The sequence below is a fragment of the Sporobacter termitidis DSM 10068 genome, assembly GCF_900130065.1.
Lineage (GTDB): Bacteria > Bacillota > Clostridia > Oscillospirales > Oscillospiraceae > Sporobacter > Sporobacter termitidis.
Genome location: NZ_FQXV01000002.1, coordinates 313,502 through 339,092, shown reverse-complemented (window position 1 = coordinate 339,092; position 25,591 = coordinate 313,502). Strand labels below are relative to the sequence as shown.

The 25,591-nt window shown below is 55.2% G+C and carries 25 protein-coding genes and 1 pseudogene; 8 read left to right on the top strand and 18 right to left on the bottom strand.

The window, feature by feature from the left end:
* Window positions 1–9: 9 nt before the first annotated feature.
* Genes BUB60_RS05090 through BUB60_RS05080 form a run of 3 tightly spaced genes read right to left on the bottom strand, consistent with a single transcriptional unit; the run spans window position 10 to window position 1,890 of the window.
* On the bottom strand, window positions 10–642 hold the full coding sequence (locus tag BUB60_RS05090; RefSeq protein WP_073076567.1) for an ABC-2 transporter permease: 633 nt from the start codon (window positions 640–642) through the stop codon (window positions 10–12).
* On the bottom strand, window positions 626–1,504 hold the full coding sequence (locus tag BUB60_RS05085) for an ABC transporter ATP-binding protein (protein WP_073076566.1): 879 nt from the start codon (window positions 1,502–1,504) through the stop codon (window positions 626–628). The genes BUB60_RS05090 and BUB60_RS05085 overlap by 17 nt, the downstream gene beginning before the upstream one ends.
* On the bottom strand, window positions 1,501–1,890 hold the full coding sequence (locus BUB60_RS05080; RefSeq protein WP_479725496.1) for a GntR family transcriptional regulator: 390 nt from the start codon (window positions 1,888–1,890) through the stop codon (window positions 1,501–1,503). The genes BUB60_RS05085 and BUB60_RS05080 overlap by 4 nt, the downstream gene beginning before the upstream one ends.
* 141 nt (window positions 1,891–2,031) lie before the next feature.
* On the opposite strand from BUB60_RS05080, the gene BUB60_RS05075 reads away from it, so the two are divergent.
* Complete coding sequence (locus tag BUB60_RS05075) at window positions 2,032–2,403, top strand: VOC family protein (protein ID WP_073076565.1); 372 nt, start codon at window positions 2,032–2,034, stop codon at window positions 2,401–2,403.
* A gap of 125 nt (window positions 2,404–2,528) precedes the next feature.
* A complete protein-coding gene (locus tag BUB60_RS05070) occupies window positions 2,529–4,664 on the top strand; it encodes an S-layer homology domain-containing protein (RefSeq protein ID WP_073076564.1) in 2,136 nt (711 codons plus the stop codon).
* A gap of 88 nt (window positions 4,665–4,752) precedes the next feature.
* Here the strand turns inward: BUB60_RS05070 and BUB60_RS05065 are convergent, their stop codons facing one another.
* The 11 genes from BUB60_RS05065 to BUB60_RS20590 all read right to left on the bottom strand — a co-directional run bounded on the left by BUB60_RS05065 (window position 4,753) and on the right by BUB60_RS20590 (window position 12,842).
* Entirely contained in the window at window positions 4,753–5,190 is a 438-nt protein-coding gene (locus BUB60_RS05065; protein WP_159435344.1) for a zinc ribbon domain-containing protein, read from the bottom strand.
* A gap of 307 nt (window positions 5,191–5,497) precedes the next feature.
* On the bottom strand, window positions 5,498–5,929 hold the full coding sequence (gene atpC, locus BUB60_RS05060; protein WP_073076562.1) for an ATP synthase F1 subunit epsilon: 432 nt from the start codon (window positions 5,927–5,929) through the stop codon (window positions 5,498–5,500).
* A gap of 3 nt (window positions 5,930–5,932) precedes the next feature.
* Entirely contained in the window at window positions 5,933–7,327 is a 1,395-nt protein-coding gene (atpD, locus tag BUB60_RS05055; protein WP_073076561.1) for a F0F1 ATP synthase subunit beta, read from the bottom strand.
* Between the two features lie 2 nt (window positions 7,328–7,329).
* Window positions 7,330–8,205, bottom strand: coding sequence for an ATP synthase F1 subunit gamma (gene atpG, locus BUB60_RS05050; protein WP_073076560.1), 876 nt, complete (start codon window positions 8,203–8,205; stop codon window positions 7,330–7,332).
* Window positions 8,189–9,712, bottom strand: coding sequence for a F0F1 ATP synthase subunit alpha (gene atpA, locus BUB60_RS05045; RefSeq protein ID WP_073076559.1), 1,524 nt, complete (start codon window positions 9,710–9,712; stop codon window positions 8,189–8,191). The genes atpG and atpA overlap by 17 nt, the downstream gene beginning before the upstream one ends.
* Before the next feature lie 9 nt (window positions 9,713–9,721).
* Window positions 9,722–9,940 (bottom strand): F0F1 ATP synthase subunit delta, encoded by a 219-nt coding sequence (locus BUB60_RS05040; protein WP_073076558.1) that lies wholly within the window; start codon window positions 9,938–9,940, stop codon window positions 9,722–9,724.
* A 2-nt stretch (window positions 9,941–9,942) separates the two neighbouring features.
* Window positions 9,943–10,422, bottom strand: coding sequence for a F0F1 ATP synthase subunit B (gene atpF, locus BUB60_RS05035; protein ID WP_073076557.1), 480 nt, complete (start codon window positions 10,420–10,422; stop codon window positions 9,943–9,945).
* 21 nt (window positions 10,423–10,443) lie between these two features.
* Window positions 10,444–10,668 (bottom strand): ATP synthase F0 subunit C, encoded by a 225-nt coding sequence (gene atpE / locus BUB60_RS05030; protein ID WP_073076556.1) that lies wholly within the window; start codon window positions 10,666–10,668, stop codon window positions 10,444–10,446.
* A gap of 18 nt (window positions 10,669–10,686) precedes the next feature.
* Window positions 10,687–11,574 carry a FoF1 ATP synthase subunit A gene (locus tag BUB60_RS05025; protein ID WP_084726252.1) on the bottom strand — a complete coding sequence of 296 codons (888 nt, stop codon included), beginning with the start codon at window positions 11,572–11,574 and terminating at the stop codon, window positions 10,687–10,689.
* A complete protein-coding gene (locus BUB60_RS20440) occupies window positions 11,567–12,016 on the bottom strand; it encodes a hypothetical protein (protein ID WP_143162270.1) in 450 nt (149 codons plus the stop codon). Before BUB60_RS20440 ends, BUB60_RS05025 begins: the two co-directional genes overlap by 8 nt.
* Before the next feature lie 463 nt (window positions 12,017–12,479).
* Entirely contained in the window at window positions 12,480–12,842 is a 363-nt protein-coding gene (locus BUB60_RS20590; protein WP_084726251.1) for a YbaK/EbsC family protein, read from the bottom strand.
* Between the two features lie 349 nt (window positions 12,843–13,191).
* Here BUB60_RS20590 and BUB60_RS05010 point away from each other — a divergent pair, with 349 nt between their 5' ends.
* From BUB60_RS05010 to BUB60_RS04985, 6 genes and pseudogenes are all read left to right on the top strand, one after another.
* Complete coding sequence (locus BUB60_RS05010; RefSeq protein ID WP_143162269.1) at window positions 13,192–13,596, top strand: hypothetical protein; 405 nt, start codon at window positions 13,192–13,194, stop codon at window positions 13,594–13,596.
* Between the two features lie 225 nt (window positions 13,597–13,821).
* On the top strand, window positions 13,822–14,955 hold the full coding sequence (locus BUB60_RS05005; protein ID WP_073076553.1) for a DUF362 domain-containing protein: 1,134 nt from the start codon (window positions 13,822–13,824) through the stop codon (window positions 14,953–14,955).
* Between the two features lie 119 nt (window positions 14,956–15,074).
* On the top strand, window positions 15,075–16,460 hold the full coding sequence (locus BUB60_RS20080) for a hypothetical protein (RefSeq protein WP_242941155.1): 1,386 nt from the start codon (window positions 15,075–15,077) through the stop codon (window positions 16,458–16,460).
* 165 nt (window positions 16,461–16,625) lie between these two features.
* A pseudogene (locus BUB60_RS20825) lies at window positions 16,626–16,742 on the top strand (DUF255 domain-containing protein); the annotation flags it as partial.
* Between the two features lie 210 nt (window positions 16,743–16,952).
* Window positions 16,953–17,696: a hypothetical protein gene (locus BUB60_RS04990; protein ID WP_073076552.1), complete on the top strand. Its 744-nt coding sequence runs from the start codon at window positions 16,953–16,955 to the stop codon at window positions 17,694–17,696.
* A 240-nt stretch (window positions 17,697–17,936) separates the two neighbouring features.
* Window positions 17,937–19,991, top strand: coding sequence for a thioredoxin domain-containing protein (locus BUB60_RS04985; RefSeq protein WP_073076551.1), 2,055 nt, complete (start codon window positions 17,937–17,939; stop codon window positions 19,989–19,991).
* Between the two features lie 249 nt (window positions 19,992–20,240).
* On the opposite strand, the gene BUB60_RS04980 is transcribed toward BUB60_RS04985, so the two are convergent.
* The 4 genes from BUB60_RS04980 to BUB60_RS04965 all read right to left on the bottom strand — a co-directional run bounded on the left by BUB60_RS04980 (window position 20,241) and on the right by BUB60_RS04965 (window position 25,527).
* Window positions 20,241–20,897 carry a hypothetical protein gene (locus BUB60_RS04980; RefSeq protein WP_084726250.1) on the bottom strand — a complete coding sequence of 219 codons (657 nt, stop codon included), beginning with the start codon at window positions 20,895–20,897 and terminating at the stop codon, window positions 20,241–20,243.
* A 27-nt stretch (window positions 20,898–20,924) separates the two neighbouring features.
* Window positions 20,925–21,320 carry a permease prefix domain 1-containing protein gene (locus tag BUB60_RS04975; RefSeq protein WP_073076550.1) on the bottom strand — a complete coding sequence of 132 codons (396 nt, stop codon included), beginning with the start codon at window positions 21,318–21,320 and terminating at the stop codon, window positions 20,925–20,927.
* Window positions 21,317–21,646 carry a PadR family transcriptional regulator gene (locus BUB60_RS04970; protein WP_073076549.1) on the bottom strand — a complete coding sequence of 110 codons (330 nt, stop codon included), beginning with the start codon at window positions 21,644–21,646 and terminating at the stop codon, window positions 21,317–21,319. The genes BUB60_RS04975 and BUB60_RS04970 overlap by 4 nt, the downstream gene beginning before the upstream one ends.
* 191 nt (window positions 21,647–21,837) lie before the next feature.
* Complete coding sequence (locus BUB60_RS04965; RefSeq protein ID WP_073076548.1) at window positions 21,838–25,527, bottom strand: beta strand repeat-containing protein; 3,690 nt, start codon at window positions 25,525–25,527, stop codon at window positions 21,838–21,840.
* Window positions 25,528–25,591: the final 64 nt, after the last annotated feature.

Here is a 25,591-nt window from a genome sequence, read left to right as displayed (position 1 = left end):
TTTTACCGTTTAAAAATCCTTTTTTGTGTAGATCGGTACCGTGATCAAACAGGATATGGCGTTGACAAGCAGGGCGGCGGCGGTCAGAAGCAGGCTGAAAGGGCCGCCGCTGAGATTCCCGAAAAGGGCCGTAACGCCGGATATGTCGGGTTCTTTCAGGAATGATCCCAGGAAGAAGATGGAGAAGAAGAGGATAAAGGGCACAAAGCGGGTGGTTTGGGCACTGAATTTATACGCCAGGGGCAGCGTGATGCCGTTGAAAACGCTGATCGCCAGAAAGCCCATCGCCGCGCTGAACGGGGTCAGCGCCGTGATCTTGTCGTAGCCGGCCGCTTGGCTGACGACGAACAGCAGCGTATACACGAGAAAGCTGAGGACGAATATTACAAGGATCAGCAGGTATTTACTGAAAACGATATCCTTCCGCCGGACCGGCAGCGTGGTCAGCAGGAGATCGATCTTGTAGCGCTCGTCGAGCACAAGATTGGTGGTGGATACGGTGTAAAAGCTGATGATCAGGCACGTTGTGAACAGCGCGGCGTTGGTCTGGGCAAAGATGAACATATAGACGACAAAGATGCCCAGGCCGTACAGCAGATACCGGACGTTGGCCGTCAGCTCTTTTTTAATTAAGTATAGCATGACCGTTCTCCTTCCTGGTGTAATACAGCATAATATCTTCTACGGTCGGGCGCTCGAAGACGGCGCCGCTGCCGAGTGCCCGGCGGATGGCCGCCCTGTCTCCCGCCAGTCCCTCGAAGCCGTAGCCACTCTGCTTGACGCCCACGAAATATGGCCGGACCGTCTCAGAAAGCAGCTCCGCCGGACCCTTGACGATGGCGTGCCGGTCGAGCAGCTCGTCCTTCTGCTCATTTAAAACGAGCTTGCCGTCACTCAGAAAAACGATGTAGTCGGCGATCTTGTCCAGGTCAGAAGTGATATGTGTGGAAAAGAAAACGGATTTGTGCTCATCCTGGATCATGCGCTGCAGCAGCTCCAGCAGCTCTTCCCTGACCAGCGGGTCGAGGCCGGAGGTGGGTTCGTCCATGATCAAAAGGTCCGCCTCATGGGACAGCGCCAGCGCGATGCTGTATTTCATGCGCATGCCCTTGGACAGCTCGGAGATCTTTTTGCGCTCGTCCAGCCCGAATTCCCGGATAAAATCGCCGTAGGTCTTCTCATTCCAGTTCTTATAAAAAGGCCTGAGCATATTCTTCATGGCCCTCAGCGTCAGGTGCCCGTAAAAATGGCCCTCGTCCTGTACCACGCCGATACGGTTTTTGAGCTCGACCTCATCCTTGATGTTGTCCTTTCCCCAGAGCGTGATGACGCCGGCGTCTCTTTGAATCTGGTTCAGGATGGCTTTGATCGTTGTCGTCTTCCCGGCGCCGTTGGGGCCGATAAAGCCCATGATGGTGCCTTCCTCCAAAGAAAAGCTGATGCTGTCCAGGCAAAAGCTTTTATATTCTTTCTTCAGTCCCCTGACCTCAAGCGCGTGACTCATCCGTTTTCCTCCTCATATAAAAGCTCCAGAAGCCGAAAGACCTCGGCGCGGTCAATATCCAGCACGCCGGCCGTATTAACGGCGTCCTCCAGCTTCGCCTCGACGATGGCCAGCCGGGATTCGTGCAGCAGCTCGGCGTTGCGCTCGGCCACAAAAGAGCCCTTGCCAAGCACGGTGACGATGTAACCCTCCTGCTCCAGGTCGTCATAAGCCCGTTTTGTTGTGATAACGCTGATCCGCAGGTCTTTGGCCAGCGCGCGGATGGAGGGCAGCGGTTCTCCGTCCGTAAGATCGCCGCGCAATATGGCGTCCCTGATCTGATTGACGATCTGCTGGTAGATCGGCACGTCGGCGGTATTTGAAATGATGATGTTCAGGCAACTCATCCTCCTGTGTATCGTCTGCTCATACTGTATATAACCATTATATACAGTATGAGCAGTTTGTCAACAATGAAAAAGAGGAATTTATGGAATACCTCCGGTGGGTGTGCTATAATTGACGCAAAAACACGGGAGGCATAATTTATGGAATTTACTTTTATGCACAACAATTTTAATGTTCTGGACCTCGATAAAAGCGTTGCCTTCTATAAAAAGGCGCTGGGACTTATCGAGGAGCGGCGGATGTCGGCGCCGGACGGCAGCTTTACCATCGTTTTCATGGGCGACGGGCGGACGGGCCACCAGCTGGAGCTCACATGGCTCAGGGACAGGACGGAGCCCTACAACCTCGGCGACAATGAGATACACCTGGCCCTGTGCGTGGAGGACATCGAGGCGGCACGGAAAATGCACAAGGAGATGAACTGCGTCTGCTTTGAAAACCACGATATGGGCATCTATTTTATCGAGGACCCGGACGGCTACTGGGTCGAAATCATCCCCAAAAGAAAATAGCCCGCCCACCCTAGAGCCGGACGGCCACTGGCCATCCGCTATTTTATATGAAAAAGAATGGAACAACTTCCCTGCCGGCTGCGTCAAAGGGGCAGATACACAAAGCAAAGAAAGGAAATGACGTTATGAAGAAGATTCTCACGTTCGTTCTGTGCCTGGCGCTGCTTGTCTCCACGGGTGTCACCGCCCTGGCCGCCGACACGTCCGACAGTGCCGTAAAGGAGCGTTTGACTGCCATCACGCTTAAGGTGAAGGACACGCTCGGCATCGACGACAGCTTTACCTCGTTCAACGGGGACCTCAACGAGACAGGCGCCGCCAGCCTCTGGGCGCTGAACTGGTCCAATGATAAGGAGCAGATTTACGTCTCCGCCAACGAAAACGGGACCATCGTCAGCTACAACGACAACGTCGCCGGCGTGAGCACTCCCGCCAACGGCAGAATCCCGAAATTCCCGACCCTGACCATCGACGACGCCAAAACGATCGCGGGCACGTTTTTAGGCAAGGTCCTGGATACGAAGCTTTCCTCCGTCGACCTCAGCGGGACGAGCGCCCTCGATTACTCGGGCAGCGCCGTGTATTATCTGAATGGCAGCCTGAAGCTGCACGGCGTCGAGACGCCCGTTTCCATCAGCGTCAGCGTCAGCGCGGCGACAAGGAAGGTCGTCAGCTACTACAGGGGCGACGACGGGCGGGATTACAGCGGTGTGACGAATCCGGCTTCCGCTGTCGATAAGGCCGCCGCGGCGGAGACCCTGAAGGGAAAGCTGAACATGCAGCTGGTGTATGCTCTGCAGGGCGACGGCACACGCAGCGCGCAGCTGCAGTACCGGCCGAATCCGGACGGAAATTATGTTGTAGACGCCGCCACCGGCAAGCTCGTGGACCTCAGCAAGCTGGATTATACGAGCGACTCGGGCTCTTATTCCGGGAGCAGCAAAGCGACCGCCGACGCCGCGCCGGCAGCATCCGCCACGGCGATCTCCCCAGTGGAGCAGGCCTCCATCGACAAGCTGGAGGGCGTCCTGCCTCAGAGCGAGCTGGAAAAAATCGTGCGGTCGTACCCCGAGCTGGGCCTCACCGATAATTTCAAGCTGCAGACTATGGGCTATTATACCTATCAGGACGACAAGAAAGTAACGCATGTCACGGCGAATATGCAGTTTACGTACGCACCGAAGGACGCTTCGGTCCAATACCGGATCGTCACCGTGGATGCCAAGGCAGGCAAGCTGCTGTCCGTCAATGGCAACGTCATTTACTATGCCGACGGAAAGGCGCCCGCCTCCTTTAATTATACCGCGGCGCAGACGGAGTCCACCGCCAGGTCCTTCGCCGGCAGGATACTGCCCGACGAGCTGAAGGAGACGGTGCTGTCAGGCACCACAGCGCAGCCGGACTGGAACAGCGCGCGGTATTATACCTTCCAGCGCACGCATGAGGGCATCGCCTTCCCCGAAAACTACATCAGCGTGGGTGTGGACGCCAACACAGGCTATGTGGTGAGCTTCAGCTATACCTGGTATGACGACGATGTGACCTTCGCTTCTTCCGAGGGCGTGATTTCCGCCGATACGGCCGCGGCAAAGTTTTCGGAGGGTGCTGGCGTGGCGCTGGAATATGTCAGCGTTCCCACATCCCTCCAGTCCAGCGGGCTGCTGCTTTCATATACAAAGGCCGACACGAACGTCTGGGGCATCAACGCCCTCACGGGCGAGCTCTTAAAGGCGACCGCCGTTGCCGACACCGGGCTCAAGTACGACGATCTTACCGGCAACCCCTATGCCTCGATCATCAATAAGCTGGCCTCCTACGGCGTGGGCTTTGCCGGCGGGTCCTTCAAGCCCAACGCCCAACTGACGCAGGAGGACGCGCTGAGCCTCATCGAGAGCACAAACGGTCGGAAGGTCGTGCCCCTCATCAGCGCCGTCGATACCGACGATATTTACAACATCGCCTATTCCATGGGCATCCTGACGCCGGCCGAGAAAAATCCCGCCAAGCTCATCTCGCGCGTTGAGTTCGTCAAATATCTCATCAATGCGCTGGGCTACAACGAGGTGGCCAACCTGCAGGGGATTTATAGCCCCGGCTTCAAGGACGACGGCACCATTCCCGCCGGCTTGGCGGGCTACGCGGCCATTGCCAAGGGCCTCGGGATTATTAAGGGCGACCAGAACGGCAAGTTCAATCCGAACGATACCGCCACCCGTACCCAGGCGGCCATCATGCTCTACAACTGCATGAGCCGGAAATAAAGCATTGACAAACCCGTAAGGCGGGGGTGCGAGACGAACTTTGTGTTCGTCTCGCACCCCCGTTCAGTGTGTTCCCGGTGTGATATAATCAGCGGTATTCAAATTTCGTGCCGCATTTATAACAAATCAATCTGTTTGACATCTGCGCCGTACCGCACTCCGGACAAACAACCTGTCCGTTGACGGTTGAAACCAGCACCGGCCCCGGTTCCTTTTTTGTCAGATCCCATCCGCAGCTGCCGCAAAATCCATCGCCGTCATTTATTTCATCGCGGCATTTTGGACAAACTGCTTCTTCAGATTTTTGGATACGCGCCAGCATAGCGCCGCATTTGGTGCAGTACTTCGTGCCGGCCTCGTTTTGATGCCCGCATTGCCGGCATATCGGATCAATGCGCTCCCGGTCAAGGTCCTTTCCGTTCGTTTCACCAAAGGGCCGAGAATTTATGTCTTGTCTTAATCTGCTGATTTCTTTTCTCAGGCTTTCTTCTCTCTCCTCGGCTGCCGTTTTATCCTCAAGAACCAATGAGACAATCAGGGCCGGCAGAAATAAGAAAAAGCCGAACGCGTAAAATCCTCCAAAGCTGTACCCCTTGCCGGAGGCGATATACGCCGGAATGAAAGCCAGCCCGACAAGAAGCAGTAAGTAAATAACTGTACCGGCACCGCTCAATACGTTTACCCCTTTCTAAGTCCCTTTTACGCTATTATAATTTGGAAATAAATAGAGTTCAAGAAAAAAAGACAGATGAGGATAACTAAAATACCCGGGACCTTCAGCGGGGGAGAGCCCCGCGGTAAGTTCCGGGTATTGCTGAGTTTATGATAATTTCTTACACCGGCGGGTTGCCGCCGCCGAAGCCGTCTCGCCTTGAGACGCTGAGTCGGGCCATCGCCCGCGCCAGAGCCATCTTTGACTGCTGGTATTCCTGCATGCTTTGCTGCTGCCGCAGGTGTTCCTCGGCGCGCAGACGTGCGTCCTCAGCCCGCTGCTTGTTGATCTCATCCGGCTTTTCGCAGGCCTGGATGTAAACCAGGACACCGTCGTGCCGGACCTCCAGAAAGCCCTCGGAATTGAAGACTTCTATAGTTCCTTCCGGCGCCTTGATAAGGAGCGTGCCGACAACGAGCGGCATGATCGTTGGGACGTGATCGGCCAAAAACTCAAACCGGCCGTCCGTCGTGGTGACGGTGAGGGACTCCGCCGCGCCGTCAAAAAACTGCTTTTCCGGTGTCAGGACCTTAAGATTGAACAGTTTGGCCATGGCCTATACCTTCATATCCTTGGCTTTGTTGTAAACATCGTCGATATTGCCGACCATGGTAAAGGCCGTCTCGGGATAGCTGTCGGCCTCCCCGCCCAGAATCGCTTCAACAGAGCGGATCGTATCGGCAATCGACACGTATTTACCCTTGTTGCCCGTAAACTGCTCGGCAACGTTGAACGGCTGCGACATGAACTGCTGGATGCGGCGCGCCCTGTAAACCGTCTTGCGGTCTTCCTCGGAGAGCTCTTCCATGCCCAGAATGGCGATGATATCCCGGAGCTCGCGGTAGCGGTTGAGACAGGTAATAACGCCTTGCGCCGCGTTGTAGTGCGCCTGGCCCACGATCGCCGGGTCAAGAATTCTCGAAGAGGATTCCAGCGGGCTGACGGCTGGATATATGCCGATTTCAACGATCGAACGCGAGAGAACGGTCGTGGCGTCCAGATGCGTGAAGATGGTGGCCGGGGCGGGGTCCGTCAGGTCGTCGGCGGGGACGTAAATCGCCTGCACCGAGGTGATCGACCCGTTTTTGGTGGATACAATGCGTTCCTCCAGATTGCCCAGTTCGTTGGCCAGCGTCGGCTGATAACCGACGGCCGAGGGCATACGGCCCAAAAGCGCCGAAACCTCGTTGCCGGCCTGGACGTAACGGAAGATGTTGTCGATAAACAGCAGCACGTCGCGGCTCATCTCGTCGCGGAAGTATTCCGCCATGGTGAGGCCCGTCAGGCCGATGCGCATACGGGAGCCGGGGGGCTCGTTCATCTGGCCGAAGGCAAGGGCCGTTTTGCTGATAGCCCCGGAATCTATCATATCGTGGATCAGCTCGTTGCCCTCACGGCTGCGCTCGCCGACGCCGGCGAAAACCGAAAAGCCGCCGTGCATCGTGGCGATATTGTAGATGAGCTCCATGATCAGAACGGTTTTGCCGACGCCGGCGCCGCCGAACAGGCCGATCTTTCCGCCCTTTGAATAGGGGGTGATCAGGTCGATAACCTTGATGCCCGTCTCAAAAAATTCCGTGACCGGGGTGAGGTTTGTGAACGCGGGGGCGCTCCTGTGGATATCCCATTGCTGCTCGGCTTCGATAGGAGGGCCGTTGTCGATGGGGCGGCCAAGGACGTCCACGACGCGGCCGAGGACTTCCTTGCCGACAGGCACCCTGATGCCGTGACCGGTGTTCGTGACTTCAATGCCGCAGCTGAGGCCATCCGTGGCTTCCAGCGCGACACACCGGACGACGCCCGGTGAAACATTGGCGGCAACCTCCATGTGTCGGCCGTCAGAGGTTATCAGAAGGTCGTTGATCTGCGGCTCGCTCTCGGCGTTATCGAAACGCACGTCTAGAACAGGTCCGCTTATTCTGATAAGCAATCCGGTATTATTACTCGCCATATCTACCTGTCTCCTCCTCTAAGGATCTCAGCAGCGCCTGTGATCTCAGCGATCTCGTTGGTGATGGCGCTCTGGCGTGCCATGTTGTATTTTGTCCGGAGGCCCTTGAGCATGTCCGTTGCATTCGTCGTCGAGTTATGCATGGCGGTCATCCGCGCAAAATGCTCGCCGGCGTAAGCCTGCACCATCATTCCGAACAGCAGGCCCAGGATATACTGCGGCACGAGAAGGTCAAAGACCTCCTGCGCCGAGGGATGGAAAATGACCTCTCTGAGCTGCTCGGCATCCCGGATCTCCATATAGTCGTCGAGCCGGATCGGGAGAAGACGGCGGACGATCGGCTTGTTTTTCGTCTCACCATAAAATGAAGTGTAGACGATCTGTATTTCTGAGGTCTCGCCGCTGTCATACATATTCATGATATCGCGGATGAGGATGCGGGCCCGCGACAGCGCGGGGTCCTGCGCGATGCCTAAAACCGTGATATCCGGCGGCATGCCCTTGGAACGGAAAAAATCCTCCGCCGTGTTGCCGATCGTCATGATCGAATGCTTCGGGCGGTCGATGATCTTATCGTACGCCAGCTGCAGCACGTTGTGGTTATAGGACCCGCAGAGGCCCTTATCGCCTGAGATGACGATAAACGTGCAGTGGCTGTCCGGCGGCACATCCTGCAAATACGGGTGTGTGATGTCGTTTGCCGAGGCAAGGATTTCTCGCATGGTGCGCTGAACGTTGTCGAAATAGCGCCTGTTCTGCTCGATATGGGTCATGACCCGCTTGATGCGCGTCGACGAGACCATTTCCATCGCGCCGGTTATCTTTTGCGTTTGCTCAACGGCGGCGATATGGTGGCGGATCTCAGTTGCGCTCGCCATTGCTCTCCCCGCTTTCCGCCGCGAAGCGTTCAAACCAGCGGATCAGATCCGCCTTATCTTCGTCCGACAGCTTGCCTGTCGTATCGATGCTGTGCATCACCGATTCGGCGTTTTCATGCAGATATTTCAGGAGCGCCGCCCGCGCGTCATCCACGCCGCGCTTTTCATAGCGCGTAAAGACGCCGTTGGAGACGGCCAGCAGAATGGATACCTGCTCAGACAGGGAGAAGAGCTGATCCTGGTGCTGCTTTAACAGCTCCATAAGACGCTCGCCGTTTTTGAGCATGGCGGCCGTCGCGGCGTCGATATCGGCGCCGAACTGAGTAAAGACAGCCATCTCACGGTACTGGGAAACGTCAAGGCGCAGACTGCCGGAGACGGCGCGCATGGCCTTGGACTGTGCCGACCGGCCGACGCGGGAAACCGAGAGGCCCACGTTGATGGCCGGGCGCATGCCGGCGTTGAAGAGCTCCGTTTCCAGATAAATCTGGCCGTCCGTGATGGAAATGACGTTTGTGGGGATATATGCGGAGATATCGCCAGCCATTGTCTCGACGATCGGAAGGGCCGTCAGAGAGCCGCCGCCCAGTTCGTCGTTCAGCTTTGCCGAACGCTCCAAAAGACGGCTGTGCAGATAGAAGACGTCGCCGGGATAAGCCTCGCGGCCCGAAGGACGGCGGAGCAGAAGGGACATGGCCCTGTAAGCCACGGCGTGCTTGCTGAGGTCGTCGTAGACTACGAGCACATCCTTGCCGGCATACATAAATTCTTCGGCAATGCTGCAGGCGGCGTACGGCGCGATATACTGCATGGCGGCGGCGTCGCTGCTGAACGCGGCGACGATGACGGTGTTCTCCAGCGCGCCGGCGACCTCCAGCTGATGCACGAGGCTCGACACCGTGGACGCCTTCTGGCCAATGGCACAGTAGACGCAGTAGACGCCGCGCCCCTTCTGGTTCATGATTGCCGACAGCGCGATAGACGTCTTGCCGGTCTGACGGTCGCCGATAATGAGCTCACGCTGGCCCCGGCCGATCGGGATCATGCTGTCGATCGAAAGAATACCTGTCTCAAGGGCCGTATCGACGCCGGCGCGCTGCATGATTGTGGGCGCCGGTGATTCGATGGGCCGGAATTTCGTACTTGCTATCTCGCCCTTGCCGTCCAGCGGACGGCCGATCGGGTCGACGACGCGGCCCAGGAGCTCCGGTCCCACCGCAACCTCAGCCACGCGTCCCGTGGGGCGCACGACGCTGGAGGTCGAGACCTTTCCGCCCAGCAGCGCCGCGCCGACACCGCCGAGATGAAGATCCAGGGTCAGGCCGACGGCGCCGCCGTCAAAATCCAAAAGCTCGCCGTAGCGGCATTTGGACAGGCCTTTGATCTGGACGATATTGTCACTGAAGCTTTCTACCTCGCCGTATTCGTAAACTGCCGTGTCCGGTTCAGCGGCCGTGACACGCTGCTTTAAAAATGCGCCGACGGTTGCAAATGAAGATTCAACCATCAATCCACCTCATTCAGTCAATTGCCGGCTGATCTCGTAAAGACGCGACGAAAAGCTCGCGTCGTAGACCTTACCGTCAATGATCGCTATAAATCCACCGATGATTTTATTGTCTTCGACGATCTCGAAGTCCAGCTCTCTGCCGAGCTGCTTGGAAAAGCCGTCGCGTATCGCCTTAACCGTCGCATCGTCATATGGCGCGGCGATTATCAATACAGGTTTATCCATGATTACTTCACCTCGCGGAAGAAATCTTCCGCAACGGCCTTGTTATCGACGGCGCTGACCTCGCGCTTTAGGATGCGCGCGGCGATCTCGGTCGCGAGCAGAGCCACTTCCGTACGTGCCTCGGCGACTGCCTGCGCTTTTTCGCCCGCAATCCTCTGGTGCGCGTCCGCGATGATTTTTTCAGCCTGGCCTCTGGCGTCTTTGACGATCGCCGTCGCTTCCTCGGAAGCCTTTACCTGGCTGGCGCGGATGATCTCATGGCCCTCTTCTTCATACGTCTCGATACGCTTCTCATAAGCCGCCTTCATTTCAAGCGCCTCGGCATTTTTCGCCTCGGCGTCCTTCAGCTCGCCGGCAATGCGCTCTGTGCGCGCCGCAAGAAATTTAGTGACTGGTTTAAAGAGAATAACTCTGAGCAGTACAAAGAGGACAAGGATATTGATGATGTGAATCAGGATGTCGGAAGGGACCAGATTCTCCATCCATAGGTACCTCTCTTTGAATTATTTGAGCGAGAAGAGCATGATCAGGCCGGTGACAAATCCGTAAATGGCACAGGATTCGGTAAGAGCCAGACCAAGCAGCAGCAATGCGTTGATTTTACCCGACGCTTCGGGCTGGCGGGCCACGCCTTCAACGGCCTTTCCCGTAGCCAGGCCCATTCCAAGACCCGACAGAGCTGCGGTAAGGAGACAGATTCCTACACCAATTGGCATCATTGCGAACATAATAATTTCCTCCTGTTCTTATTCTGTGGCTTCGTTTATAAAGGTTAATGTCAACGTGACAAAGATAAACGCCTGGATCAAGGGGTGGAATACATTGAAATATAGGCCGGCGACACTGGGGATGCCTATGGCGCGATTTCCGAGGGCCATATAGAGCAGATCCATGACGACAAGACCGCCGAGCATGTTGCCGAACAGACGGCTGGCCAAGGAAACAGGGACCGCGAGGTCTGTCAAAATGCGTATCGGGAAGACAATAGGCGTCGGCTGCGCCAGCGATTTCAGCCTGCCGCCGAGCCCTTTCTTTTTAAAACCGTAAAAGTTGATGAAGAAGAACGTGAGGATGGCCAGCGCCGCCGTCAGCGTAATATCCGATGCCGGCGTCCTGAGCCCGAAAAGCTCCGTAAAGGCACAGCCCACCAGAAAAATCGCGATGGTGAAAACATAAGAGGCCATAAATTCGCCAAGGCTGTGCGCCGTGCTGTGCGTATACTTCAAGATCGTTTCGATCGCGATTTCAAGGACGTTCTGCGTCCCTGTGGGCACGTCTTTCAAACGCGGGATCAGCGTGAGGCGCAGGATAATGGCGACGACCACGAGGATAGCCATGATTCCCCAGGAGTACAGAACCGACGTGCTGATATTCAGTCCGAAAAAGTTCACCCGATCGGTGGCGATGGAAACCTCGATCATACCCGATTTCGGTTTGCCGAAGATAAGCTGGATGAGCTGGGTGACTAAGACATAAAGCCCCAGCACAATAAGCCACGTGGAATATTTTCTGCCGCGCTTTTCTTTTTTTGTGGGTTTTTCAATACCTTTTAGTTTCGCACAGGCGATTTTCCGCCAGCAAAAACCCGCGACGGTTAATAAAGCCGCAGCAACAATGACGATGATATCAGACATTCTTATCCTCGCGTCCTCTCGTCCTGCGCGTATTGATCACAAATTTTGAAACCGCGCAAATTATAAGGGAACCAACAATTCCCACAGCCGTCCACAAGAGATCCGACCGTTTGATAAACGCCATGGCAACCAGCACGCCCATGGGCAGGACAAACTGGAGCAGGCCGAAAAAAAGGCTTTTCGCGCTTAATTTGCCTGTCGTAATACCCGTGGTAAATTTAGTCAGCAGCCAGAACTGAATGCAGCCTGAAACTATGCCGACGCCAAGTCCGATCATATTACGCGCCCTTTCTGATGGGGTAACTGTACTCCTGCATATCGTAAAAATCAATCCATCAAACATCATAAAGTTTGACTGTACCAAAAAGCGTTTTATGTTTAATATTCTTGCAGGAAAAAAGGCGATGTCTGAGTTTTGCGCGATTGCAGGAAATTTATTCACCCGAAAAACAGCCGCATAAATATATATCGTCAGGAATTGTCAAATAATTTAACAGCAAAATAAATATTTTCCGCATACCGGCCTTGAAAGTGAATATTCATACATATTATGAGCAGTTTAATTCTTCCGGATGCGCGTGACCGCTGACGGTATGGAGATAAAATGTGCCGCTGACGTCCGGGACGCCGTGAAAGGAGCCGGTATCGATCTCCCGGAGGCTGCGGCGGATACAAGGCCCGGCCAATAAATATTTATTCACTACATTTGCCAGCCGAACGGCTCGCGCTATATCTTTGCCCTCCAGGCGCTCGAGATCGCGTGCTTTTTTAGCCGTTTTCCCATGAGCTTGGTTTATGGCGGCTGCCTTTTTTGGTCAGAACGCGCGCGGCATCCTCCCGGCCTGCCGTGCTTTCACCGTGCCGGATTAAATAAATATTCATAAATACGACCGATTTCTCTCTTTTCAAATATCGGCGAAATGTACGATGCTGCCGTAATGCGCCACATATTTTTCCAGTGCTTCAAAGGTCAGCCAGACGGTGGCCGTATTGTCGTTCGGGTGGACGCCGATACGGTCTTTGCCGGCAAGGTCCGCGTCAAAGACGACCTCGACCTCATGTCCGGTGTCATTGGCGACAGCCAGAGGGGTCACCTCGCCGGGGGTAAGGCGCAGATATTTATAGAGCCGTTCCTCCGAGGCAAAGCCCAGGCGGGAGGTGCCCAGCTGGCGCTGAAGGGACTTGAGATCGGCCTTTTTATCTTTTTTCAGAACCACAAGAAAATGGCGCGTCCCCTTCGCGTCCCTCAAAAACAGATTTTTGCAGATGTCGCCTCTTTACATCCAGGCCCAGCGCGTCGATTTCCTCGATTGTGAACACGCCGGATGCGTCGTCACCTGATAATCGATATGAAGTGCATTTAAAACGTCAAAAATCTTGTCCCGCCCGCTCATTGCTATCGCCTCCAGGTAAAATTACGTCAATTTTATCTCATATTACCATAGGGAAATTTAAAACAAAAGCCCGCTGAACAGCGAGCTTTTTTGGAGCGAATCAATATTTTGATATTTTTTTTGAAAATTTTCCACATTTGGTATAGACAAATTAATAATTTGAAGGTATATTCAAATTGAAGAATGATTCAAGATATGTGCGATCATATAAGGTGGTTGTATTTTGATGAACAAATGTCAATTGCTCGAAACCATTGCCAACCTTGTTTTGCAATCCATAACTGTCTGGGAGGATGTGCATTCGTATGCGCTGACCGTATCGTCGGAATACAATGCCTTCTGGGAGCTTCTCGACGACCGCGTCAGAGACAACGCGCTCAAATATCAGAAGAAGAACAGGGATGCCCGGATCATTCCCTTTTCCTTAAGTCATATAAAATACTACGAGTATCTCCTGACGCGGGACAGCTTCGGCAAGGTCCGCGGCCTGCATTGGAGAGAACAGCTCAGAATCATCCTGTCGGACGCGAAGTTCCGGAGCGTCATGACAAGCCTGGCCCTTGAATTCCGGTCCGTGCAAAAGCCGCGTTACGATTATGTTTCGGGCCGTGCCGCGATCAATACATAAAAAATAACAACACAGCAGCGAACAAGGGAGTCCCGCGCGCGGGGCTCCCTTGTCGTATCTCTGGCGGCGGGTTATGTTTTTTGCGTTTTTGCTCTTGACTTAAAGTTCACTCTAACAGGTATAATCCTGTTGGACATGGTGCGCTCTGCGTTTTCCGGATAAGCGCGGCGCACCGCGCCGACATTTCCAGGCAAACAGTGATTTCAAAACAGGAGTGAGCGAACTATGGAGAAAGCAAAGGTTTATTTTACGGATTTCCGCACGGAATCCTTCGGAGACGGACTGCCCGCCAAGCTGAAGAAGCTGATCAAAAAGGCCGGCATCGGGCAGATCGACATAGACGGCAAATTCGTCGCCATCAAGCTGCATTTTGGCGAGCTGGGCAACGTCAGCTACCTTCGCCCCAACTATGCCAGAGCCGTGGCCGACGTGGTAAAGGAGCTGGGCGGCAAGCCTTTTCTGACCGACTGCAACACCATGTATCCCGGCAGCCGGAAAAATGCCCTGGAGCATTTGGAATGTGCGTGGGAAAACGGGTTTACGCCGCTGACGGTGGGCTGTCCCATACTGATCGGCGACGGGCTGAAGGGCACCGACGATATTGCGGTACCCGTTGCTGGCGGCGAATACGTAAAGGAGGCCAAGATCGGCAGAGCCATCATGGATGCGGATGTGTTCATCAGCCTGACCCATTTCAAGGGGCATGAGATGACCGGCTTTGGCGGCGCTATCAAAAATATCGGCATGGGCTGCGGCTCCCGCGCCGGAAAAAAGGATCAGCACTCAAACGGCAAGCCGCACATAGATCCGGAGCTGTGCCGCGGTTGCCGCAAATGTCAGAAGGAATGCGCCAATAACGCCCTGATGTTTGACAATGCCGCCAAAAAGATGACGGTCAATGCCGAAAACTGCGTCGGCTGCGGGCGCTGCCTGGGCTCCTGCAATTTCGACGCGATTGAGTTTGACAACGACGCGGCCAACGCGCTGCTGAACTGCCGCATGGCGGAATACACCAAAGCGGTGGTGGACGGCCGGCCCAGCTTCCACATCTCCCTGGTGGTGGACGTGTCCCCCAACTGCGACTGCCGGGGAGAAAACGACGCGCCCATCCTGCCCGATCAGGGGATGTTCGCGTCCTTTGACCCGCTGGCGCTGGATCAGGCCTGTGCGGACGCCTGCCTGAAGGCCGCGCCGCTTCCGGGCAGCCAGCTGTCCGACAATATGGCGAAAATCGATTTTGTCGACCATCACGATCATTTCACCAATTCCTCGCCCGAATCCGAGTGGCGCACCTGCCTGGAGCACGCCGAGAAAATCGGTCTGGGTACCCGGGATTATGAGCTGGTCGCCGTCAAATAATAATAAGGTGTCCGGAAATGGTGCGCAGGGTGCTGCGCACCATTTTTATATGTGAACACTGCGATGCTTAAAAACATATGCTGATTTAGCGGGGTTTTGATGTTAAGAGGAGGTTTATCATGAGTGATATCGCATTGCAAATTGAGCGCCTGACCTCCGGAACGGTACCCGCCGCAGGCAATGTTATCTTTGATACGATCGTCTATTCCGCAGGCAATATCAGCTATGACAGTACCACGGGCATCATAACTTTTAATGAGGCCGGCAGGTACGTCTTTAACTGGATCGTCACGACACAGTCCTCCGCGTCGACGAATGGCGCGACATTCACGCTGTCGTCTTCTCAGGGAGATCTGCTGGAAGGCAATTCTCCTATTAAGACCGGAGGGGTCGTGGGGGTAGGGGTTATTGAGGCTGTTGCCGCTCCTGTGACCGTCTCGCTGGTAAACACAAGCACGGCCCCTGTTTTCTACGGGACAGACGTCCCGGTTAAAGCGACGCTTGTCGTCATCCAGGATGACATCACAGGCGCCGGCCCGACGGGGGATACCGGCCCAACCGGCCCGACAGGGCCAACGGGTGCCACCGGCCCGACGGGTGACACGGGACCCACGGGCGCGCCGGGTCCGGAAGGCGGCGACACCGGCCCGCCAGGGCCAACTGGTCCCACTGGTCCAACGGGACCCACAGGACCCACGGGCGATACGGGCCCGACAGGAGAAACCGGCCCAACAGGCAGTACAGGACCAACGGGTGATACCGGTCCCACGGGCGCGACCGGCCCGACAGGCACGTTTGAACCCAATCCGTTTGAGGTTTTTGTTCAGGCCGGAGCGGTTGGGGGAGACGGCACACAAGCCAGCCCGTTTGGCACGATACAACAGGGCGTGACGGCTGTATCGCCGACAGGGACCGTCCATGTACTCGGCGGAACGTATCCTGTCACGGCGTCAATAGCCGTCAATAAAGCGGGAGTGACGATTAAAGGATATCCCAATACGCTGATACAGCTGCAGGCTGCGGTCATTCCGTTCCTGGTTACCGGAAACGGCGTCACCATCGAGGGGCTGACGATCACCAGCAATAATCCGTATGCCGTAGAGTTTATACAGCTGGGCGGCACCAATCACAAGCTGGTCGACAACGTGATCTTTGGGCCGCCGCAGGCGGGACCGTCGACCGATTGGGTAGTAAACCGCGGATTTCTCACGCAGGCAAACAATATGACGAACCTGATCGCGCAAAACAACATTTTTTATTCGCTGAGGCAGGCCGCCTATCTGAATCCGAACGCAACCGGCTATATTGTGGACAACGTGGTTTATAACACGCGCGGATTCGTGGTAGACAGAGCGGTCGTTGTCCTTTCGGGTAATTCCTGGGGCAGCCCGGAAAATGCGGTCGATATCGCGCTGCTGGTGGGGACGGTTACCGGGCCGCCCTACGATCCGTTAACCGATTTGGCCGACAACAACAGCAACGCGTCCATCAGCGACCAGCGCTAGAAGCCTATGCCGCAGTGCCAGGACGGCAGAGCACGGCGGCGATACCCGAGAATTTTCCGGGCCTGCTTATCAGAGAACCCAGTTTATGTTCTCTGATAAGCAGGCCCGGTGTTTTGTTTTGACTTGCCGACTATTGCTTTAATTTGAGATAGTCCGGTTTAAAATCACGCACACAACCCCGTGACTGGTACCCTTGGGGGAGGCGGCGTTTGAACGGGCATATCAGGAGGACAAGCCTGTTTTTTATCTATCGGTTATTCCACCTGTCACTGGTGTCAAGTCCGTAAAATAAACCATTAAAATCATAGTATGTTCAATGCTTAAGGACTCTCTTACATGCACTATGATCGATAATCATTACGCAGAGGCCTATGCCTATGCTTTTTATTGGCATTTTCGGCACATTTATAGTAATATGTGGTCAGATTCAATCAAGCAACGCCGAGGCGGTTGCAAAGCGGAAATAAAGATATGTAAGCGAAGGGGCTGTCAATGGATAACTTTCTGAACAAGCTGCCTCCCATAATGATTGGATACATCGTTGCGCTTCCAATCCTAATAGCCTCGTTAAAACTCGAGTCAGACAGAATAATGAATATAAAGTATCAGAAAGCGCTTTTTCGGGTTCTTAATATTACTTTCCTTGGGCTATGGTTTTTTGTAGAAAATGTTTTTAGTTACTACGAGCTTATGGAAAACACTTCCGCATGGATGATGCTTTTTGTTTATCTTCCGTCAATTGTTTTACTTTTTCTGCTTATTTGTAATCTGCCAAAGCGAAGCGACAACGAGAATAACAGTGTGCCTTTCAAAAAAATCTATGGCTTTTCACGTAACGGATTAGCCATCCTCGGTATGACATTATTGGTCGCTATAATTCTTATAATTCTTGGGACAATCAAAAGTTCCTCGATTGTTATGGATCACCACAAGCAGTTCTTTGAGGAACTTGCAAGTTCTGAGAATAAAGAGGAAGTACTCTATCATGAGACATATAAATCCGCTTCTTGGCTGTCATTAACAACTGATAGAATTAATTACATTAAGAATAATCCAGCGTATGTCAGCTCGGTTTTGCCGTGGAAAATGGAGGTAACTGTTGGCTCCAAATCAGATAATGTTTCGACGCACTTGGTTCTTACATATGTGAGAGATGGACGTGCGTGGATACTCAACGGCATAGAGGAGGAAAAGACAAAATCAAGGGGCTGGTTTGATGTGCGTCCCGGTTGGTGAGATGCGACCCTCAAATCGTCACCCTGTCGTCCTGCTTAGCGAATCATCGAGATAATGACCAGTTTCTCAAAACACATAAGATAGCACACATTAATGATTAAAAAATTCTCTGGGATGATGCCTCTTTGGATAAATTACTTCAGGGATGGAGATGCTGTTAACATATATAGCTTTTCGTTAGGCGTATTGTATAGGATACTCCAGACATAATTTAGCAGAATAAAAAGGCGGTGATACCCGTTGACCGACAAGAGAAAACCCAATAGATTAATTCATGAGAAATCGCCCTACCTCCTCCAGCATGCCTACAACCCCGTTGATTGGTACCCCTGGGGCGATGAAGCGTTTGAGAAAGCAAGACAGGAAGACAAGCCTGTCTTTCTGTCTATCGGCTATTCCACCTGTCACTGGTGCCATGTGATGGAGCGGGAGTCGTTTGAGGACGCGGAGGTCGCGGCGTATCTGAATGGGAATTTCGTGGCTGTCAAGGTGGACCGGGAGGAGCGGCCGGACGTGGACGCTGTTTACATGCAGGTGTGCCAGGCGCTCACGGGGTCCGGAGGCTGGCCGCTGACGGTTTTTCTCACGCCGGATAAGCGCGCGTTTTTTGCCGGGACGTATTTCCCGAAAACCTCGCAGCGCGGGATGAACGGGCTGCTGGAGGTTTTGTCGACTGTCGCTAAGCTGTGGAAAACAAACAGGAAAAAACTCCTCCATCAGGGGGATGAGCTTTTGCGGCGGCTGCGGCGGGCGGAGTTCAGGGCAGAGGAGCTGGTCACGGCCGGCGATTTCCATACGGCCTTTGAAGCATTTCACCGGAGCTTCGACCCGGAGTACGGCGGATTCGGATACGCGCCAAAATTCCCGACGCCGCATAACCTCATGTTCCTTTTGCGCTATGCCGCGCTTGAGCGCCGGGAGGAAGCGCTGGAAATGGTTTCGACGACGCTCCGCCAGATGTACCGGGGCGGCCTGTTCGACCATATCGGGTATGGCTTCTCGCGGTATTCCACCGACGAAAAGTGGCTTGTGCCGCATTTTGAGAAGATGCTGTACGACAACGCGCTTCTGACCATCGCCTATCTCGAAGCCTATCAGCTGACGGGGGACGAATTTTACAGGCGCGTGGTCGAGAAGACGCTTTTATACATCCGGCGCGAGATGACCGATGAAAACGGGGCTTTTTACAGCGCGCAGGATGCCGACAGCGAGGGCGGGGAGGGGAAATATTATGTACTCCGGCCGGAAACCGTCACCGCCGTATTGGGCAACGACGACGGGAAGTATTTATGTGATTATTTTAGCATCACGGAAGCGGGCAATTTTGAGGGCGGCAGTATCCCGAATCTCCTGACCAATCCGGCCTTCGGCACGCCCGACGCCAGGATCGACGGGCTGATCCCGAAAATCTACGATTACCGGCTGGAAAGGACGGCGCTTTTCAAGGATACGAAAATCCTCACCGCCTGGAACGCGCTCATGATCGCCGCCTATGCCAAGGCCTATCAGGCGCTCGGCGACGAGGACCACCGGCTTTCCGCGGAGCGGGCCGCGGCATTTTTGCTGGACAGGCTGACAAGGCCGGACGGCCGGCTGTATGTCCGCTGCCGGGACGGCGAGGCGGCGGGCACGGGGTATCTGGAGGATTACGCCTACACCGCGTGGGCATTCTTGGCGCTATACGAAGCGACGTTTGACGCCGCGCACCTGAAAACGGCGCTCAATTTTGCCGAGATGTTGTGCGCGCTCTTTGAAGACAAAGAGGCCGGCGGCTTTTATCTTTACGCCGCGGACGCCGAGGCGCTGCCGGTCCGCCCCAAGGAGACGTACGACGGCGCGCTGCCGTCCGGCAATTCCGTGGTCGCCTGGGTGCTCGGAAAGCTGTCGAGGCTGACCGCCGAGATAAAGTGGGAGGAGCGCGCCAAGCGTCAGCTCAGCTTTTTGGCGTCGTCGATCAAGGAATATCCCGCCGCCCACTGTTTTGGGCTGACGGCGGCGATGACGGCGCTTTATCCATCCAGGGAGGTCGTGTGCGCCGCGCCTTCCGACGACGAGGTGAAAGACATCCGAAAGGCGCTGTCGCGTGTTTTTCTCCCGAACACGTCCGTCCTGGTCAAAACGAAGGACAATGAGGCGCTTTTGGACGAAATCGCGCCCTTTGCCAAGACGTATCTCGTGATGGGTAAGAAGACGAGCTTTTATCTCTGCGAAAACAAGACGTGCGCTATGCCCTTTACCGGCGTCGACACGCTGATAAAAAAGTTATCGGAAAGCCATAAACCGGCCAACAAATAGCACGCAAAACAAAGGGCCTGCCGTCTGATAACGGCAGGCCCTTTGTTTGTCAAAAACCTACATATAAGGGGCAAAGCCTCGCAGAGTTTGCCGCCGGAGCGGCAAATAAATTCAACATTTGTCACGCAGGAGGACGACATGCGCCTCCGGAGTGACACTTCTCATGCGGCGCGCGGCTGAGCGCGCTGCATGCATCCCCTTGGCGATAAAGCCCGGAGGGCTTTATCGCCAGCCTGCGGCCTGCCGTTATCAGACGGCAGGCCTCTTTTTATAGACGAAGCAGAAGACGGACAAAGGCCACCAGAGAAGCGCGAAAATCGGATAAACAGCCCAGATCTCATGGGGCGTCGTCACGGTGTTGAGCACGATGAAAAACAGGCTGCTCCACAGCACGGCGGAAAGAGAAAAGAGCATCGGCCTTCTCTTTTTGGCAAAGGCCACCGCCAGCGGCCACCACAGCACGGCGTACGTGGGAAAGATAAACCACGGAAACCCGGGAGAATAAAAAATGTTCAGAAGAATATAGTAGGCGATCACGAGAAGGCTTATAGACATTGCCGCCGGCAGACGCCCGGCCCGTTTTCCGAGGCAGACGATGACAGGCCAGCACAAAAGGGGGAAGGCGGCGTACAGCACCCAGAGATAAAACGGCGAAAACATAAGATTGATCAGGGCGAGAAATAAAAGCGTCATGACGCTGCAGACGACGGAGAATATCCTGGGGCGGCCCCGCGCGAAAATCACCGAGACCGGCCACCAGAGGACGGCGAAGGAAGGATAGATAAACCAAAGATACCCGCGGCTCGTGATGATGTTGACGATCGCGAAAAAGACGATCGTCATGAGGGCGCCGGCCACGGCGAAACCGGCGTCAAACCGGTGCTTGTTCGTTTGTGACATGTTCATTTCGGCCTCCGTAATGTGACGATACGGTTATCGTCTTTTGAGATAGAGATACAGCATGCTGAGCGGCCACCAGAGGACGGCGAAAATCGGGTAGACGCACCAGATGACTCCCGGCGTGTAATAAAAGTTGGCGAAGACGACGAGCAGGATGATGAGAATACTGCCGGCGATGGAATAAGCAAGGCTCAGCCCGTGTTCCCGATGCCTTTTGACGGCCGGCATCAGCTCGGCCTTCAGATCGTCGATATCTCCAAAATCGATGATGGCCTTGTTGACCGCGTCCTCCTCCGTCTTGCCGGCGGACATAAGGTCGGCCACCTTTTCCTCAAGGTCCTGAATGATCTCCTTGGTGAGTTGGGTTTTGCGCTCGCTGTCGGGTATTTGCCGGAATATTCTGTGTACGTGCTCTTCGATTCTGCTCATTGCAGCCCCTCCAATAAAGTATCAATGATTTCTTTCGTTTTTCGCCACTCCCGGAGCTCCTCGCTTAAATACGCGCGGCCCAGTGATGTGATCGTGTAATAACGCCGCTGTCCCCCGTGGGATATGCTGCCCTGGTAGGATTCGATCAGGTCCTTTTTCTCCAGGCGCTGAAACACCGCGTACAGTGTCGCCTCCTTGATTTTGAAGTCGCCGCCCGTCCTGGCTTCGACTTCCTTGGCAATTTCGTAGCCATAGCGGTCTTTCTCGTAAATGAGGCGCAGGATAATGGCATCCAGATGCCCGCGGATGATATCGCTGCTGATCAATCGTATACCTCCTTTGTCTGGCCGGTACTCTATTAGATGGTGCTCTGTCAGACAGTACACAATCTGATAGAGTTCTATCTGATGGAGCAATCATAGCATAGATTGTTCTGCCTGTCAAAGTAATTTTTAAAAGATGGGCAAAAAAAGGGCAGGCAGCGCCGTAAACGCTGCCTGCCCTTGTGGGTTTAAACTTAATATTTTGTCATGACCCGGTATAAAATAACGGCCATTTCCGCCCGGCTGAGGTTGCCTGCCGGATTGATCTTGTTGGAATCGCTTCCCGTGATGATGCCGGCTTTGACAAGGGTCTGGACCGCGGTGAGCGCATAGCTGGAGATTTGGCCTTTGTCGGTGAAGCCGGAAATATCGCTGCTTGTTCCGGTGGAAAGGTTGACGCCGGTGAGCTGAAGCGTTCTGTAGATAAGCGCCATGGCGTCCTGCCGGGTCAGCGCGGTGGTGGGGTAGAACCTGTCGCCGCTGCCTTGGGCGATCCCCAGGGCTTTGGCGGCGGCGATCGCATCATAGTAATAGCTGCCCTTCGGCACGTCGGAGAAGTTGCTGCTCGTGCTGCCGGAAAAACCGAGGGCCCTGTAAAGCATCAGGACAAAGTCGCCTCGGGCAATGCTTGTGCCCGGTCCGTACTGAGAGCCGCCCGTTCCCGTGGTGACGCCGGCCTCGTACATATAGTCGATGGCCCCTGCCGCCCAGTCATACGACGTTCCGACATCGGTGAAATAGCGGGAGCCCGCTTTCTGGTTGACCTTGACGTTCACCTTGCCGGTATAGGTGCCCCCGCCGGAAGCGGTTCCCGTATAGGTGATCGTGACGGTGCCGGCGTAGTTGGCCGCCGGGACAAAGGTGATGCTGTCGACGGACGGCGTCGTGCTGGCGTAATACAGGGTGCTTGCCGATACCGCAGTGCCGGCATGCGTGGTCGTGGAGTAGCTATAATAGAGAGTGCCGTAGGCCGATGCCGGGAGCGTGAAGGTCACATGGTCCAAATTGAGGCCCGTGGCGTTTTTGCAGACGGTGTTAAAGTCCGAAGCCGAGAATTTGACGGCGGAGTTCTCGTCTGTCGTATAGGAAATATCGGTGACCGAGCTCGTCACAGTGATGACGAGCGATCCGGTGAAGGTCACGTTGTTCGAGTTGACGCCCGTATAGCTGATGGTGACGGTGCCGGTATAGTTATTGGCCGGCACAAATGTCAGGCTGGACAGGTACGGCGAGCTGTTTGCGTAAAAGGTCGTCGCCGCGGTGATCGCCGTGCCGGGGTTTGCCGCGGAGGCGTAGTTATAGTAGAGCTTCCCATAGGAGGAGGAAGGCGCGGCGATGGAAATGGAGCTCAGGGCGTAGCCGGTCGTGTTGACGCTTGCGGTGTTGAAATCGGCTGCGGTAAGCTGTTTCGGCATGTTTTTGACGATGGTATACGTCACTGCGGCGGTACTGCCAACGGTGATCCTGAGCGTGCCGCTGTAGGATATGCCGTTAATATTGACGCCGGTGTAGGGGATCGACACGGTCCCGGTGTAGTTGGACGCGGGGACAAATGTCAGGCTGGAGATCGCGGGGGAGCTGCTGAGATAGAACCGTGTCGTGGAGGTGACGGCGGTGCCGGGGCTCGACGCGGAGGAATAGCCGGTGTAAAGCCTTCCGTAAGAGGAGGACGGTGCGTTGATATCCAGATAGGAAAGGGCGTACCCGGTCGCGCTTGTGCAGACGGTATTGAAATCGGCTGCGGCGAACGCCTTCGGCGTATTCTTGGCGACGGTGTAGGTCACATCGCCCGCACTGCCGACGGTGATCTTAAGCGTACCGCCGTACGACGTGCCGTTCACATTGACGCCGGTGTAGGGGATCGACACGGTCCCGGTGTAGTTGGATGCGGGGACGAACGTCAGGCTGGAGATATAGGGACTGCTGCTGACGTAGAACTGCTTCGTGGAGGTGACGGCAGTGCCGGGATTCGATGCGGAGGAGTACCCGGAGTAAAGCCTGCCGTAGGAAGTGGACGGCGAGTTGATAGAGATGGAGCTCAGGGCGTCGCCGGTCACAGTCGTGCAGACGGCATTGAAGTCGGCCGGAGAGAACGTCTTCGGCGTATTTTTGGCGATAGAATAGGAAATGTCGCCGGCGGTGCCGATGGTGATCCTGAGCGAGCCGGAATACTGCTGATTACTGAGGGCCGTGCCGGTATAGGGGATGGTGACGGTCCCGGTAAAGCCGGAGGCCGGGACAAACGTCAGGCTCGAGATATAGGGGCTGCTGTTGACGTAGTACCGCGCCGTGGAGGTAACGGCGGTGCCGGGGCTCGACGCGGAGGCATAGCCGTAATAAAGCCTGCCGTAGGAGGAGGACGGCGAGTTGATGTCAAGGTAAGACAGGGCAAATCCGGTCGTGCTTAAGCAGACGGCATTGAAATCGGTGTCGGAGAGCGCCTTGGGCGTGTTCTGCGCGGTGGTGTAGGAGACCAGATTTGTGGTTGCGTCGACCAGGATGCTGCCGCTTCCGGCCGCCGAGGTCCCCTTTTCGTTCGACACCGTCCATTTGAATGTCGCCTGGCCGGCGGCGGTGCCTTTGAAGGATAAGGTCCCTATGTCGCTGGCGTTAAACGACGTGGCGCCGGTGAACGTGCTGGCGCCTTTGTACCAGGTGCCGTACCCGGTGTTTGTGGGCGTGACGACAATATTTGACAGCGTGCCGTTGTTCAGGTTGTAGCAGCTGCGGAAATCGCTGAGGCTGAAGGACAGCGTATTGCCGGCGCTCACCGTTTTGACAACCTGCGCCGTGATGGTGGGCGCCGAGACGGTTCCGACGGTGATGATACCGCCGCCGGCGGCCGACCAGCCAGCCTCGTTTGAGGCTTTCCAGGTAAACGTCGCCTGGCCGGCGGCGGTACCCTTGAAGGAAAGCGTCCCTATAGCCCCGGCATCGACCTGCGTGGCGGAGGTGAAGGCGCCGGAGCTCTTGTACCAGGTGCCGTACGCGCTGTTTGTGGGCGTAATCTCGATTTTGGTGAGGGTGCCGCTGTTCAGATTGCACAGGCTGCTGAAATCGCCGGCGGAAAACGTGAGGCTGGAGCCGACGCCGACCGATTTTGAAAGGCTTCCGATGATCGACGGCACGGCGGTCTCGTTGACGGTGATCTTCAGCAGAACGGTACCCGTCGCGGGCGTCCGGTCTTCCCCGGTGTACGCGGTGACGGAATACGTCACGGTACCGCCGTCCAGGGCGTCAAAGGAGAGTCTGCTAAGGTCGGCCAAGGCAATAAATTGACCGGCATACAGGTCGCCGCCGTAATTCAGATTGCCGCAGCTCGTGTTGCTGCCGGAAATCGAAATGCCTGTCATCGTGCCGCCGTCATGGGGGTTAAACAGCGTCGCGCTCGTAAAATCGGCGGCCGTAAACGAGATATCGTCCGTTGTCGAGTTCGGCATGACGCCCGTCACCGATTTCGCGATCGTGCCCGAAAAGGTGGGGTCGGCTTTTGCCGTTCTCACGATTTTGATGGTATACGTGGTCGTATATGGCGTCGCGTTCCCGTTCCTGTAATATGTAACCGTCATATTAACGCCCGAAGAGCCGTCGACCTGGGCGACAGAGCCCGAATTGAAGTCGGTAATGACGTCGCTGATGGTTGATGCCATGTCGTAAATGAGACCTGTCCGTAAGTCTACCGTGCTCTCGGAATAAAGGTATGGAACAGTCAGTGTCACAGCTCTTGTGGAAGCGTTGCTGATCGATACCGTATTGGTGTCCATATGGCCGATTTTTGTCAGCACAAGCTCGTTGTCGGCAGCGGATGCCACGACCGGCAGGAAGCCGGCCGTCAGGGAAATAATGAGAACGAAAACGAAAACCCGAAGAAAGTGTTTTTTCATAATCTGACCTCCGATCATGATCTTATCTATCTGACGATCATATCTGCTAAAAGTTCTGTATTTT

Bases quoted from the DNA above. Each gene is read 5' to 3' on its own strand.
- BUB60_RS05090 (WP_073076567.1), bottom strand. From the start codon at position 642: ATGCTATACTTAATTAAAAAAGAGCTGACGGCCAACGTCCGGTATCTG.
- BUB60_RS05085 (WP_073076566.1), bottom strand. From the start codon at position 1,504: ATGAGTCACGCGCTTGAGGTCAGGGGACTGAAGAAAGAATATAAAAGC.
- BUB60_RS05080 (WP_479725496.1), bottom strand. From the start codon at position 1,890: ATGAGTTGCCTGAACATCATCATTTCAAATACCGCCGACGTGCCGATC.
- BUB60_RS05075 (WP_073076565.1), top strand. From the start codon at position 2,032: ATGGAATTTACTTTTATGCACAACAATTTTAATGTTCTGGACCTCGAT.
- BUB60_RS05070 (WP_073076564.1), top strand. From the start codon at position 2,529: ATGAAGAAGATTCTCACGTTCGTTCTGTGCCTGGCGCTGCTTGTCTCC.
- atpC (WP_073076562.1), bottom strand. From the start codon at position 5,929: ATGGCCAAACTGTTCAATCTTAAGGTCCTGACACCGGAAAAGCAGTTT.
- atpD (WP_073076561.1), bottom strand. From the start codon at position 7,327: ATGGCGAGTAATAATACCGGATTGCTTATCAGAATAAGCGGACCTGTT.
- atpG (WP_073076560.1), bottom strand. From the start codon at position 8,205: ATGGCGAGCGCAACTGAGATCCGCCACCATATCGCCGCCGTTGAGCAA.
- atpA (WP_073076559.1), bottom strand. From the start codon at position 9,712: ATGGTTGAATCTTCATTTGCAACCGTCGGCGCATTTTTAAAGCAGCGT.
- BUB60_RS05040 (WP_073076558.1), bottom strand. From the start codon at position 9,940: ATGGATAAACCTGTATTGATAATCGCCGCGCCATATGACGATGCGACG.
- atpF (WP_073076557.1), bottom strand. From the start codon at position 10,422: ATGGAGAATCTGGTCCCTTCCGACATCCTGATTCACATCATCAATATC.
- atpE (WP_073076556.1), bottom strand. From the start codon at position 10,668: ATGTTCGCAATGATGCCAATTGGTGTAGGAATCTGTCTCCTTACCGCA.
- BUB60_RS05025 (WP_084726252.1), bottom strand. From the start codon at position 11,574: ATGTCTGATATCATCGTCATTGTTGCTGCGGCTTTATTAACCGTCGCG.
- BUB60_RS05005 (WP_073076553.1), top strand. From the start codon at position 13,822: ATGGAGAAAGCAAAGGTTTATTTTACGGATTTCCGCACGGAATCCTTC.
- BUB60_RS20080 (WP_242941155.1), top strand. From the start codon at position 15,075: ATGAGTGATATCGCATTGCAAATTGAGCGCCTGACCTCCGGAACGGTA.
- BUB60_RS04990 (WP_073076552.1), top strand. From the start codon at position 16,953: ATGGATAACTTTCTGAACAAGCTGCCTCCCATAATGATTGGATACATC.
- BUB60_RS04980 (WP_084726250.1), bottom strand. From the start codon at position 20,897: ATGAACATGTCACAAACGAACAAGCACCGGTTTGACGCCGGTTTCGCC.
- BUB60_RS04975 (WP_073076550.1), bottom strand. From the start codon at position 21,320: ATGAGCAGAATCGAAGAGCACGTACACAGAATATTCCGGCAAATACCC.
- BUB60_RS04965 (WP_073076548.1), bottom strand. From the start codon at position 25,527: ATGAAAAAACACTTTCTTCGGGTTTTCGTTTTCGTTCTCATTATTTCC.